Source organism: Kaistia terrae (assembly GCF_026344005.1).
GTDB classification, from domain to species: Bacteria; Pseudomonadota; Alphaproteobacteria; order Rhizobiales; family Kaistiaceae; genus Kaistia; species Kaistia terrae.
This window is the reverse complement of the sequence record NZ_JAPKNH010000001.1, coordinates 746,768-759,881: the sequence shown is the minus strand read 5'-3', so window position 1 is coordinate 759,881 and position 13,114 is coordinate 746,768. Positions and strand designations below refer to the sequence as shown.

The window sequence follows — 13,114 nt, the reverse complement described above, 5'->3', positions numbered from 1 at the left end:
AAGGTGGCTGCGCAGTTGTTCCCTGTGGGCCAAACTGCATTGCTCAAGTCGTCAGACATCTGCGCTTGCAAGCCAGCGTCCCCTCGACCATGATCCGCCCGCCAACACGGAGATATATCAATGAAACTCGTACGTTTCGGGGCCGCTGGCTCGGAGAAGCCGGGCCTTCTCGACAAGGACGGCACCATTCGCGATCTTTCGGGCGTCGTTTCCGACATCACCCCCGAGACGCTCAAGAACGGCGCGATCGCTGCGATCGCCAAGGTCGACGCGGCTTCGCTGCCCGTCGTGCCGGCCGGCACGCGCCTTGGCCCGGTTGTCAACGGAACGCGCAACTTCATCGCCGTCGGTCTGAACTATGTCGACCACGCGCATGAAACCAACATGCCGATCCCGGCCGAGCCGATCCTGTTCAACAAGGCCCCGAACTGCATCGTCGGCCCGAACGACAACGTCACGATCCCCAAGGGTTCGGAAAAGACCGACTGGGAAGTCGAGCTGGCGATCGTTATCGGCAAGACGGCCAGCTACGTTTCGGAAGAAGACGCGATCAACTACGTCGCCGGCTACTCGGTCTGCCACGACGTATCGGAGCGCGCCTTCCAGACGGAGCGCGGCGGCCAGTGGATGAAGGGCAAGGGTTCGCCGACCTTCGGTCCGCTCGGACCCTGGCTGGTCACGCCGGATGAAGTCGCTGACATCCAGAACCTCGACATGTATCTCGACCTGAACGGCCAGCGCGTCCAGACGGGCAACACGAAGACGATGATCTTCGGCGTTGCGCATCTGGTCAGCTACATCAGCCAGTTCCTGCAGCTCGATCCGGGCGACGTCATCACCACCGGCACCCCTCCGGGCGTCGGCATGGGCATGAAGCCGCCGCGCTTCCTGAAGGCCGGCGACAAGGTTCGCCTCGGCATCCAGGGCCTGGGCGACCAGGAACAGGAATTCGTCGCCTACAAGGGCTAAGCCCGGCGACCGAAGCTGACGAATTGAAAGCGGCCGACGCCTTGCGCGTCGGCCGCTTTTTTGTTTTCCACCCCGGAGTCCGGTGGCATTGACGCAAGCCGCCACAGCGGGCAGGCTGCGCCACATGGTCCGGCGCGTTCCGATGCGCCATGTCCTTTCGGGGATCCTCGATCGCCAGAGGGACCATTCGCGTGGATGAAGCCCCCTTAGCCGGGCGTCCTCTGCCTTCCCGGTATCCAGCCTGCTTGATCGTCGGCGCAGGCCCCGCACAACGCGTACGGATGCCTCCCATCAGGCGCGCAACCGATCCCGGCACAACTCTCGATGAGCCCGGACCGAGCGCTGTCTACGCCTCCTGAGGAGTAACGGTGAACAACATCGACCGCATTTTCGCGGAACATCACTGGGTCAGCCCCCTGCTCGCCCTGGCTGCCCTGGTCCTCGCCGCGCTGTTCGCGAACTTTGTCGTCAAGGCGCTGCTGTTGCGGGTATTCAATCACTTCATCGGCCTGACCGCGTATGGGCGCGACGAACAGATCCGTCGCCATGGCGCGATCCAGCGCTTCGCCAACATCATGCCGGCCTTCGTCGTCTCCTCTGGCATCGGGCTCATTCCCGATCTGCCGCCCGGGGTCGTCACGATCGTCCACAATGTCGCGAATGCCTTCATAATCCTGTCGCTGGCGCTATCCGTAAGCGCGGCGCTGAACATCGTCGACACGCTGTATCACCGCCGCCCATCGTCGCGACTGAAACCCATCAAGGGCTACATCCAGGTCGTCAAGATCGCGGTGTATGTGATCGCGGCCCTGCTGATCATCGCCACCCTCATCGACAAGTCGCCGATCATCCTGCTCTCGGGCCTTGGCGCCATGGCCGCCGTCCTGATTCTCGTCTTCCAGGACACGCTGCTTTCGCTGGTCGCCGGCATCCAGATATCCTCGACCGACATGGTGCGGGTCGGCGACTGGATCGAGATGCCGGGTCAGAACGCCGATGGCGACGTGATCGAGATCGCTCTCCACACGGTCAAGGTGCAGAACTGGGACAAGACGATCACGACGCTTCCGATCCGCACGCTCGTCACCCATCCGTTCAAGAACTGGCGCGGCATGCAGGAGTCGGGCGGCCGGCGGATCAAGCGTTCGCTGCACCTAGACCAGACGAGCATCCGCTTCCTCGAACCCGGCGAGTTTTCCAAGCTTGCCCAGTTCGGCATGCTGGAAACCTATCTGACGCGCAAGCAGGCCGAACTCGACGATTGGAACAGCAAGCTTGGCGAGCGCGCCAACTTCGCCGCGAACCGCAGGCGATCCACCAACATCGGCACCTTCCGCGCCTATGTGGAGACGTATCTGCGAAATCATCCCGGCATCCGGCAGGACATGACCATTCTCGTGCGACAGATGGTTCCCGCCGCCGATGGACTGCCGATCGAGATATACGCCTTCACCAACACCGTCGCCTGGGCGAGCTATGAAGGTATCCAGTCAGATATATTCGATCACCTCTATGCCATCCTGCCGGAGTTCGATCTCTGCATATTCCAGAATCCGAGCGGCCGGGATCTCAAGGCGCTGGCACCGGGCATTCGGAAAGCTACCCGGCAGCCCGCGGTCGCGGTTGCCTGAGCCGGCGCCTCACCACCACTTGTGGAAATGATGCACCGGGCCGTGGCCGCGGCCGATCTGCAGACGGTCGGCGGCGGCGATCGCTTCGGTGATGTAGCGCTTTGCCGCCTCGACCGCCGGCTCCAGCGCCAGTCCCTGCGCAAGGCCGGCGGCGATGGCCGAGGACAAGGTACAACCGGTGCCGTGCGTGTTGAGCGTGTCGATGCGTGGCGCGTGGAACCATCGCTTGCCCTCGGCCGACATCAGCAGGTCGGCGCTCTCCGGCCCTGTGCCATGTCCGCCCTTGACCAGCACGGCGCGAGCGCCAAGGCGCAGGATCGCCTCCGCCTGGCGCTCCATGCCCGCCTCATCTTCTGCGACATCGGTTTCGAGCAGCCGCGCCGCTTCGCGCAGGTTCGGCGTGACGAGGGCCGCGCGGGGCAAAAGCTCCGAGATCAGCACGGCGACCGATTCATCGCGCAAAAGCATGTCGCCGCTGGTCGCCACCATGACCGGATCAAGCACGACGTTCATCTGGGCATAGCGGTCGAGCCCGGCTGCCACGGCGCGGATGACGCCCGGCTGCGACAGCATGCCGATCTTCACCGCGTTGACCGCGAGATCCGAAAACACCGCGTCGATCTGCGCGGTGACGAAATCGGCGGGAACATCGTGGATGGCCGTCACGCCCAGCGTGTTCTGCGCCGTCAGCGCCGCGATCACCGAGGCGCCGTAGACACCCAGCGCCGAAAAAGTCTTCAGATCGGCCTGGATGCCGGCGCCGCCGCCCGAATCCGAGCCGGCGATGGTAACGGCGATGGCTGTCATGTCGGCTTGTCCTTGTCTCTCAGGTGCCCGGCCCCGCCGGGGTCTTGGACGCGCGCTCGCGGCTCCTGCGGAGGCCGAGCCGATGCTCGCGATAGATCACGAACAGGCCGGATGCAACGACGATCGCCGAACCGAGCAGCATGGTGGTGCTGGGCGTCGAGTTGAACAGCAGGTAGCTGACAATGATCGCCCAGAGCATCGAGATATATTCGAACGGGGCGATCAGCGACGCCTCGCCATATCGATAGCTCTGCGTCAGCAATACCTGTCCGATGCCGCCGAAAATACCGGCGCCGACCAGGAACGGCACATGCTCCCAATCCGGCATGACCCAGCCGAACGGCGCGGTCACCAGCATGAAGATCGCCGTGAACAGCGAGAAGTAGACGACGATCGTGCCGGGTGATTCGACCCAGGTCAGCCGCCGCGTCTGGGTCGCCGCCAGCGCACCGAAGAAGGCGGCAAGAATCGCGAAGACCGCGCCAAGCGTGCTGCGGTCCGGGCCGCTCTCCGGCCCGACATAATCCGACAGGATGACCAGCACGCCGATCAGGCCGATCACCACCGCCGTCCAGCGATAGACCCGGATCACCTCCTTGAGCAGCACGGCGGCAAGCACGACCGTCAGGAGCGGCGAGGCGTAGCCGATGGCGGTCGCGTCCGATAGCGGCAGGCGCGCCAGGGCGGAGAAGCCGAAGAACATCGACGTCGCGCCGGCGATCGAGCGCAGCACATGGCCCCCGATACGCGGCGTGATGAAAACGGTCGGGAAATTGCCCAGCCACGCCACCCAGATCAGCACGGGGACGAGCGCAAAGGCCGAGCGAAAAAACGCGACCTCGCCCGGCGGATAGAAGTCCGAGATATATTTGATCAGCGTCGCCATCGCGGTGAAGGCGATGGTCGAGATGACCTTGAGCAGCACGCCGAATAGCGGCTGGCCCCGTTCTGGCGTTTCCATGAGACCGATCGGACCGGGGGACGGTCCGTTTCTTCATTCGTGGGCCGCGGAGGACGCGGCCGGCTTCAGAGCTTGTCTTGCGGCGGTCCTGCCCGGATGGCAGGGCCGTAGTTTAGTTCGCGTGCAATGCCGCCCAAACTTTTTCGGGCGTTGCCGGCATATCGAAATGGGTGATGCCCCTGGCCCGGGCCAGCGCATCGACGACAGCGTTCATCACCGCCGGCGTCGCACCGATCGTCCCCGCCTCGCCGGCGCCCTTGATACCCATCGCATTGGTCGTCGAGGGCACATTGTGGGTCGCGAAGCGGAAGTTCGGCAGGTGGTCGGCTTTCGGCACGCAATAGTCGAGGAAGGTCGCCGTCAGCAGTTGACCGTCGCCGTCAAAGACGGTGCGCTCGTAAAGCGCCTGGCCGATGCCCTGCACCACGCCGCCATGCACCTGTCCCGCCAGCAGGATCGGGTTCACCGTCACGCCAAAATCGTCGCAGATCGAGAAATCGACGACCCTGACGACGCCCGTATCGGGATCGATCTCGACCTCGGCGATATGCGTGCCGTTCGGATAGGTGCATTCGTCCTGCACGAACTCGCCAACTGCCGTCAGCAGAGCTGGGTTTTTGGGCCGCCTGGCGATCTCGGACAGCGTGATCGACTGATCGGTGCCGGCGACGCGAATGGCGCCGTCGGCCACTTCGAGATCTTCCACCCCGGCTTCCAGTTCCTCCGAGGCGATCTCCTTCAGCTGTTTGACCAGCATGACCGAAGCGCGGTCAACCGATACCGCGCCGAGCGGGATCGAACGCGATCCGCCCGTGCCTTCGCCGGTCGGCACCTGGTCGGTATCGCCCTGGATCACCCGGATCTTGTCCATCTCGACGCCGAGATGCGCGGCGATGAACTGCGAATAGGCGGTGGCGTGGCCCTGCCCGTTGGTCTGCGTGCCGATCAGCAGCGTCAGCGTGCCGTCGCCGTTCAGCGTCACCGTCGCCGGCTCCGAGCCTGGAAAGGCGCAGGCCTCGACATAGGTCGCGATGCCGAAGCCGCGCAGCTTTCCCTGCTGCTTCGACGCCTCAACCCTCGCCTCGAAGCCATTGAAATCCATGATGGCGAGGTTGCGATCGAGATGCCCGGCAAAGTCGCCCGTATCGTACTTTCGGCCGCCCTGCGTCAGGTAGGGAAGCTGGTCGGGGCGGATGAAATTGCGCTTGCGGATCTCGACGGGGCCAAGGCCCGTCTCGCGGCCGCAGAGATCCACCAGTCGCTCGATCAGATATGCCGCCTCCGGCCGTCCAGCGCCGCGATAGGCGTCGGTCGGTGTCGTCGTCGTCAGGATGCCGCGCACCGTCACGTCCATGGCCGGGATGTCATAGAGCCCGGTCGACATGGTGATGCCGCCGACCGCGATGTCGGCGCCATATTGCGAGACATAGGCGCCAAGGTTCGACAGCAGGTCGACCCGCAGCGCCAGGAAGCGGCCATTGCCGTCCAGAGCCATCTCGGCCGCCGTGATGTTGTCGCGCCCATGCGCGTCGATCTGAAAGTGCTCGGCCCGCTCCTGGATCCATTTCACCGGCTTGCCGAGCGCCTGAGCGGCGAGCGCCGCAAGCGGATACTCGTGATAAACGAAGGACTTGGTGCCAAATCCTCCACCAACGTCCGGCGTCACGACGCGGATCCGCTTCGGGTCGATCCGGAGAATGTCCTGCGCGATAATATCGCGCATCTTGTGGCCGCCCTGCGTGCCGAGCGTCAGCGTGAAGCGCTCGCTCTCCGCGTTGTACTCGGCGACGATGCCCCGCGTTTCCATGTAGTTGGCGACGAGGCGCTGGTTGATGACCTCGATGCGGACGACCTGCGCTGCAATCGCGAAGGCCGCGTCGGTGGCATCCTTGCTGCCGCGATGATGGGTGTAGGCGACATTGGTGCCGAATTCCGGATAGACGAGCGGCGCATCCGGAGACACAGCCTGCTTGGCGTCCGTCACAGTCGGCAGCGGGTCATAGTCGATATCGATCAGTTCGGACGCCGCCTGCGCCGCCTCGATCGTATCGGCCACGATAAAGGCGATGGGATCGCCGACATGGCGCGCGACATCCGCGACCAGCAGCGGCCGGTCCGGAAAATGGCGCTCCGTGCCTAGCACGATCGGCGGGAATTCCTTGGCCGGCGGGCCCTGATAGTCGGCGACTTCGGTGCCCGTGAGGATCAGGCTGACGCCCGGTGCCGCGCGGGCCGCTTCCAGGCCGTTGAGCGTGATGCGGGCATGCGCCATGGCGGAGCGCACGACAAATGCGTGCAGCAGGCCCTCCGGCACGTAATCGTCGGTAAACAGGCCGCGCCCGACAATCAGGGCCGGGTCTTCCTTGCGCCGGACGGCTGCGCCCATGCCGAATTTTCGGGGCGCCGTGTCGCGATTGGCCGAGGCCTCGTTCATGCCGATCCAGCCCGCAAGAGCTGCCTCCTCGATCGATCCCCCTAAAGCCCATCGATCATAGGACCCGCTCGCCGCGAGGTGCAACCGCGTTGTGCCGCATCAAGGCGCAAAGGTCGCCATATGGCGCGATTTCAGACCCGGACGGCACGGCCGGGCCGCCTCAATGCGCGCAACGCCTTTTCCCCGCCGGAATCGCGTGTTAAGCACCAACCCGGCGGTGCAAGGTCATCATCGGGATCCCATGACACGTTTCATTTCACGACGCAGCGGCCCGGCATTTGTCGTGGCGGCCCTGGCCTCTCTCTTCGTTGGCACGCCCGCCAACGCGGAGCGGATCACGAATCCGATCGCCGAGTTCGCAGGGCTCGACAAGATCACCGGCCGGATCATCACCTTCGACGTCTACATGGACGAGACGGTGCAATTCGGCGCGCTCCAGGTGACGCCGCGGGCGTGCTATTCCCGCCCGCCGACAGAGCAGCCGCAGACGGACTCCTTCGTCGAGGTCGACGAGATCACGCTGAACCGCAAGGTGCGCCGGATCTTCACCGGCTGGATGTTCGCGGACAGCCCCGGCCTGCATGCCGTGGACCACGCCGTCTATGACGTATGGCTTGCCAACTGCAAGACTTCGTCGACCGTCGCGCGCCCGTCCAAGCCGTAAAACTCGCCATCGCCTTCAAGGGCGGCGTCAAGCCGCTGGTGATAGGCTTCCTTGTCGAGTTCAATCGCGCCGAATTGCGACAGATGCTCTGTGGTGAACTGGGCGTCGAGCAGCGTAAAGCCGCCCGCCTTCAGTCGCGCCACGAGATAGACGAGCGCGATCTTCGATGCGTCGCGCGCGTGGCTGAACATGCTCTCGCCGAAAAACGCGCCGCGTAGCCGGACGCCGTAAAGCCCGCCCACCAGCTTGCCGTCCTGCCACGCCTCGACGGTGTGGCAATATCCGAGCGTGAACAGCTCGTGATAGAGCGCGCGGATGCGCTGGTTGATCCAGGTCTTGTCGCGATAGGGCGTGTCGGCATTGCCGGCGCAGCCGGCGATCACGCCATCAAAATCCGAATCGATACGGATCTCGTAGGGCTGGTGACGCATGGTGCGCGCCAGCCGGCGCGGGACGTGGAACGTCTCGAGCGGGAAGATGCCGCGGCTTTCGGGTTCGATCCAGTAGAGGCCGGGATCCTCGGCCGAGTCGGACATCGGGAAGATGCCGGACGCATACGCCTTCAGCAGGATCTGCGGCGTTATTTCGGGGTAGCGATCCGATTTGCGCGCCATCACGCAACACCAGGATAGCGTTCCAGCCGTGACGAATCGAACGGGGAACTATCTGTGTTCGCTGGCTGATTCCCGCGCATCGCGCCCCCTCCCTGGAAGAGCACGAGAACATTGTCATGTTCCCGTGCCGCCTCAAAGGGGGATGTAGCGATGGACCTACTGGTCCACAGCCAGCTTCTTTTCCAGCCAATGGATGTCGTAGCGGCCGTCGGCGATGTCCTGATCGTCCACCAGCTGGCGGAAGAGCGGAATCGTCGTCTTGATGCCGTCGACGACGAACTCATCGAGCGCGCGACGCAAACGCATCATGCATTCGACGCGGTTGCGTCCATGCACGATCAGCTTGCCGATCAGGCTGTCGTAATAGGGCGGGATCTTATAGCCCTGATAGACGCCCGAATCGACGCGAACGCCCAAACCGCCCGGCGGGTGGTAGTAGGTGATCTTGCCCGGTGACGGCGCGAAGGTACGCGGGTCCTCGGCGTTGATGCGGCATTCGATGGCGTGGCCCTGGAACTTCACATCTTCCTGCCGGAACGACAGGCCGCTGCCGGCGGCGATGCGGATCTGCTCGTTGACCAGATCGATGCCGGTGACAGCTTCCGTGATCGGATGCTCCACCTGCAGGCGCGTGTTCATCTCGATGAAATAGAACTCGCCGTCCTCGTAGAGGAACTCGATCGTGCCGGCGCCGGAATAGCCTAGATCGGCGACAGCCTTGGCGCAGACGGCGCCGATCTTGTGGCGCTCGTCGTCGTTGAGAGCCGGCGAACCCGCCTCTTCCCAGACCTTCTGGTGCCGACGCTGCAGCGAGCAATCGCGCTCGCCCAGATGCACGGCGTAGCCCTTGCCGTCACCGAGAATCTGGATCTCGATGTGGCGGGGCTTCTCCAGATACTTTTCCATGTAGACGGCGTCGTCGCCGAAGGCTGCCTTGGCCTCCGAACGGGCCGTCTGGAAGGCGATGACGACATCAGCCTCCGAACGCGCCACCTTCATGCCGCGACCGCCGCCGCCCGACGATGCCTTGATCAGCACCGGATAGCCGATCTCGGCTCCGTTGCGGATCGCGTCGGCTTCGTCCTTGAGCGCGCCTTCCGAACCGGGAACGACGGGAATGCCAAGGCGCTTCGCCGTGCGCTTCGCCTCGATCTTGTCGCCCATGATGCGAATGTGCTCGGACTTCGGTCCGATGAAGGTCAGGTTGTGCGCTTCGAGAATTTCCGCGAAGCGCGCATTTTCGGAGAGGAAGCCGTAGCCGGGATGGATGGCGTCGGCGCCCGTGATCTCGCAGGCGGCGAGCAGCGAGGGAATATTCAGATAGCTGTCGCGCGCGGGCGGCGGGCCGATGCAGACGCTCTCATCCGCGAGGCGAACGTGCATGGCATCGGCGTCGGCCGTCGAATGCGCAGCGACCGTCTGAATCCCGAGCTCCTTGCAGGCGCGAAGGATGCGGAGGGCGATTTCACCGCGATTGGCAATCAGGATCTTGTTGAACATCGGCACTACAGCGCTCATTCGATGATCAGAAGCGGTTCGCCATATTCAACCGGCTGGCCGTCCTCGACCATGATGGCCTTGACGACGCCGGAACGCGGCGACGGAATCTGGTTCATCGTCTTCATGGCTTCGACGATCAGCAGCGTCTGGCCCTCGCGGACGGTGTCGCCGATCTCGATGAAGGTCTTGGCGCCGGGCTCTGCCGAACGGTAGGCCGTGCCGACCATCGGAGACGGGACAACGCCCGGATGGCCAGCGAGGCTGACTTCCACGGGTGCTGCCGGAGCCGATGCCACGGCGACCGGAGCGACCGGTGCCGCTACCTGGTAGGCAGCGGGTGCGACCGTGACGTTGCGCGCGACGCGGATACGAAGATCCTCGTGCTCGACTTCGATCTCCGTGAGATCCGTCTCGGTCAACAACAGCGCAAGCTGCCGGATCAATGTCTGATCGATCGTCGAATTTTTGCTCGTCATGCCCTTTGTTCTTTCATTGAGGCCGTTCCCCCTCGCTCACTCGACGAGCGGTTGCAGCGCTTGAAGCGCCAGCCCGTAGCCTGCGGCTCCGAAACCGCAGATCACGCCAGCGGCGACAGGGGAAACATAGGAATGATGTCGGAAATCTTCGCGCGCGAAGACATTGGAAAGATGCAGCTCGATCGTGGGGAGTCCCACGGCGCGGATCGCGTCGTGCAGGGCGATCGAAGTATGCGTGTAGGCGCCGGGATTGATCACGATGCCCCGGAACCGTCCGAGCGCCTCGTGGATCCAGTCGATCAGCATGCCTTCATGGTTGGACTGGCGGAAATCAACCGCCAGGCCCAACTGCTCGCCGGCAGCCTTCGTTTCCACTTCAATTTCAGCCAGCGTCTTGGAGCCGTAAACGCCGGGCTCCCGCTTGCCGAGCATGTTCAGGTTGGGACCGTTGAGAACGAGTACTGCGACTGTCATCGATGATTTTTCTACCGAGGGCCCTGCAAGGATGGACCCTTGCGGCGAAGTTGGCCGGTTATAGGGGGTCGCGGAATAAAGGAAAAGCCCCGAAACTGTCGCCTCGGGGATACTGTCCCAAGAATCTCGGCCTGGCGATTCACGAATTTCGCTTAACGTTTCATGAATCTCGACCGGCTCATCCCTCGAGCGTTTTCAAGCGAAGTGTGTGCGGTTCGCGTGAAGAAAACGCGACCAGACAAAGAGTTAGAGTGTTGCGCCGTTTCAGGGAAACGGTGAAACACTCGCGCGATTACACGATCAGCACGTCACCGAACCGCAGGCGCGCACGGATTTGATCTTCTCCTTCAGCGCATCATAGCCAACCGCGCCAACCACCACGTCGTTCTGCAGAACGTAGGATGGCGTGCCGTTGATGCCGAGAGCCTGCGCCAGGGTATAGGATTCGTTGATCGTGGCGGCGACTTCGGGATCCTTGAGGTGCGCCTGGATTGCGGCCTTGTCGAGGCCCTGGTCGGCAGCGACAGCGAGCGCCCGCGCGCCGTCGACCGCTCCGCGGCTCATCAGCAGCTCGTCGTAGAACGCCTTGTACTTCTCCGGCGACAGCCGGTTGACCGCGACGGCGACCTGGGCGGCCTCCTCCGAGCCCTGCCCCAGAACCGGGAATTCCTTCAGGATGACGCGAAGACCCTTGTCCTCGTCGATCAGCTTCTGCATGTCGGCATGGGCGCGCTTGCAGTAGCCGCAATTGTAATCGAAGAACTCGACCAGCGTGACGTCGCCCTTCGGATTGCCGATCACGGCGTGGCGCTTCGAATTGAACAGCTGATCGGCATATTTGGCGACGCCGGTCTTGCGGGCCTCGGCCTCCGCGAGCTGCTCCTTGCGCTGGAGTTCCTCCATCGCATCGCGAATGACTTCCGGATTCTTCATCAGGTAGTCCTTCACCAGGTCGCCGATCTCGGTCTGCTGGCTTTCGGAAAAGCTCGCGGCCTGCGCCGGCAAGACGGCGGGCATGGCAACGGTCAGGGCGAGCGCGGCGAAGGCCGCAGCGAAGAAGTGTCTCGACATTGCATTCACCTGTTTGGGGCCGGGCTACCAATCGCCAGCGGCGACCGACAGGCAGACCGGATCAATTATTTCTTCGAAGGCGGTGTATAAGACAGAATGTCGTCGGCACGAAGCCAGGCAGGCGATCCTGCCTTAAATTTGGTTTGGGCGCGCTTGGCGCGGGACTTCGCTTCCTTGAACTTGCCTTCGGCGAATTCGCCCTGCGCGGTAGCAAGGTCGGCCATGGCGATGTCGCCGCGCAGCGCATAGGCGCGCGCCAGGCTGCGATGACCGATCGGCATATCCGGATCCGTCTGCAGGCCGATGGTGAGGTTCTTCACCGCCTCGTCGATCGACTTGGGATCGCCGAGCTCGACCAGCGCCTGCCCCAGCATGATGCGCAGCAGGCCCGAGCGCGGCGCTGCCGCCACGGCCTTGCGCAGCGGCGCGACGGCTTCCTTCGCGCGTCCCGATTCCAGAAGGACCTGGCCCTGGAGCTCGTAGAAATAGGGGAAGTTCGGCCGCGACTTGATCAGCGCGCCGACCTGGTCGATGGCGTTGCGCGAATTGCCGGCCTTGTACGCCAGGATCGCCCGCGCATAGCGCGCCGGCATCGAGGTGTCGCTCGGCGGATAGCGCCGTATCACCTGCATCGAGTCTTCGGAAAAGGCCGAGAGCTTGGCGCGCACCATGTCGTGGCGAGCCTGCAGCTCCTTCGAATCCAGGGTGTTGTAGAACTTGCTCTTTCTGGCCGCGCTCTCGATCAGGTCGATGCGCTCGCTCGGCATCGGATGGCTCTGGAGATACGGATTGGTGCCCTGGCTGGAGAAAAGCGTGTTGTCGGCAAAACGCTGGAACGTCGTGATCATGCCCTTGGCCGATTGGCCGCTCTTGTCGAGATAGGTGAGCGCCAAACGGTCGGCCGCCATCTCCTCCGAACGCTGATAGGCAAGCAGGCCGCGCCGGACCACTTCGCCCGACCCCATGGCGATGCCGCCACCGGCGCGCGCCGCGTCGCCCGAACCGGATGCCGCACCCGCGATCGCCGCGCCCATGCCGACAACGCTGCCGATCATGGCCATCGTCCTGGCGGTCTCGAGCTGCTGGCGAAGCTGGATCTGGTGATTGCCGGCGAGATGCCCGGTCTCGTGCGCGAGCACGCCGATCAGTTCGTTCGGCGTTTTCGAATCGATGATGGCGCCGGTGTTGACGAAAATCTTGTCGCCCGAGGCGACGAAGGCGTTGAAGGACGGATTATTGACCAGATAGAGCTCGACCGAGGTAGCGCGCAGGCCCGCCGCCTTGAAGATCGGCTTCAGATAATCCTGGATCAGCGCTTCGGTTTCCGCATCGCGCACCAGCGCCACGCGCGATTGAGCCTGCGCGCGTTCCAGCGTCGCCACCCCTATCATGGTGACGGCGACGAGCCCGCCCAGAATACCTCGAACCACGCGCTCTACTGCAATCGACACGGATCCCCCTCCTCCAGCCTTTCCCTCGCGGCCGGCGAATTGTATGAAGCCGCCTTGCGCTA

Annotated in this window: 12 protein-coding genes; 3 read left to right on the top strand and 9 right to left on the bottom strand. The window is 63.7% G+C overall.

Annotated elements, in window-relative coordinates:
- The first annotated feature begins 120 nt into the window (after window positions 1-120).
- Both OSH12_RS03490 and OSH12_RS03485 read left to right on the top strand, forming a co-directional pair.
- Window positions 121-969 carry a fumarylacetoacetate hydrolase family protein gene (locus OSH12_RS03490; protein ID WP_266342096.1) on the top strand — a complete coding sequence of 283 codons (849 nt, stop codon included), beginning with the start codon at window positions 121-123 and terminating at the stop codon, window positions 967-969.
- 377 nt (window positions 970-1,346) lie between these two features.
- Entirely contained in the window at window positions 1,347-2,600 is a 1,254-nt protein-coding gene (locus OSH12_RS03485) for a mechanosensitive ion channel family protein (protein ID WP_266342444.1), read from the top strand.
- Between the two features lie 9 nt (window positions 2,601-2,609).
- On the opposite strand, the gene thiD is transcribed toward OSH12_RS03485, so the two are convergent.
- The 3 genes from thiD to OSH12_RS03470 form a co-directional block, all read right to left on the bottom strand.
- Window positions 2,610-3,407, bottom strand: a complete 798-nt coding sequence (gene thiD / locus OSH12_RS03480) for a bifunctional hydroxymethylpyrimidine kinase/phosphomethylpyrimidine kinase (RefSeq protein WP_266342095.1) — start codon at window positions 3,405-3,407, stop codon at window positions 2,610-2,612.
- 19 nt (window positions 3,408-3,426) lie between these two features.
- The gene (locus tag OSH12_RS03475; RefSeq protein WP_266342094.1) at window positions 3,427-4,368 is read right to left on the bottom strand and encodes a DMT family transporter; all 942 of its coding nucleotides are present in this window, start codon (window positions 4,366-4,368) and stop codon (window positions 3,427-3,429) included.
- Window positions 4,369-4,480: 112 nt separating this feature from the next.
- Window positions 4,481-6,802: a xanthine dehydrogenase family protein molybdopterin-binding subunit gene (locus OSH12_RS03470; RefSeq protein ID WP_266342093.1), complete on the bottom strand. Its 2,322-nt coding sequence runs from the start codon at window positions 6,800-6,802 to the stop codon at window positions 4,481-4,483.
- Window positions 6,803-7,043: 241 nt separating this feature from the next.
- On the opposite strand from OSH12_RS03470, the gene OSH12_RS03465 reads away from it, so the two are divergent.
- Window positions 7,044-7,466 (top strand): DUF2155 domain-containing protein, encoded by a 423-nt coding sequence (locus OSH12_RS03465; protein WP_266342092.1) that lies wholly within the window; start codon window positions 7,044-7,046, stop codon window positions 7,464-7,466.
- On the opposite strand, the gene aat is transcribed toward OSH12_RS03465, so the two are convergent.
- The 6 genes from aat to OSH12_RS03435 all read right to left on the bottom strand — a co-directional run bounded on the left by aat (window position 7,403) and on the right by OSH12_RS03435 (window position 13,052).
- Window positions 7,403-8,080 (bottom strand): leucyl/phenylalanyl-tRNA--protein transferase, encoded by a 678-nt coding sequence (gene aat, locus OSH12_RS03460; protein WP_266342091.1) that lies wholly within the window; start codon window positions 8,078-8,080, stop codon window positions 7,403-7,405. The two genes, OSH12_RS03465 and aat, sit on opposite strands and share 64 nt — an antisense overlap.
- Window positions 8,081-8,236: 156 nt before the next feature.
- Complete coding sequence (gene accC / locus OSH12_RS03455) at window positions 8,237-9,580, bottom strand: acetyl-CoA carboxylase biotin carboxylase subunit (protein WP_266342443.1); 1,344 nt, start codon at window positions 9,578-9,580, stop codon at window positions 8,237-8,239.
- A 14-nt stretch (window positions 9,581-9,594) separates the two neighbouring features.
- On the bottom strand, window positions 9,595-10,056 hold the full coding sequence (accB, locus tag OSH12_RS03450) for an acetyl-CoA carboxylase biotin carboxyl carrier protein (protein ID WP_266342090.1): 462 nt from the start codon (window positions 10,054-10,056) through the stop codon (window positions 9,595-9,597).
- A gap of 36 nt (window positions 10,057-10,092) precedes the next feature.
- Complete coding sequence (gene aroQ, locus OSH12_RS03445; RefSeq protein WP_266342089.1) at window positions 10,093-10,530, bottom strand: type II 3-dehydroquinate dehydratase; 438 nt, start codon at window positions 10,528-10,530, stop codon at window positions 10,093-10,095.
- 300 nt (window positions 10,531-10,830) lie between these two features.
- Window positions 10,831-11,601, bottom strand: coding sequence for a DsbA family protein (locus OSH12_RS03440; RefSeq protein WP_266342088.1), 771 nt, complete (start codon window positions 11,599-11,601; stop codon window positions 10,831-10,833).
- 65 nt (window positions 11,602-11,666) lie between these two features.
- Window positions 11,667-13,052, bottom strand: coding sequence for a M48 family metalloprotease (locus OSH12_RS03435; RefSeq protein WP_266342087.1), 1,386 nt, complete (start codon window positions 13,050-13,052; stop codon window positions 11,667-11,669).
- Between the last annotated feature and the right edge of the window lie 62 nt (window positions 13,053-13,114).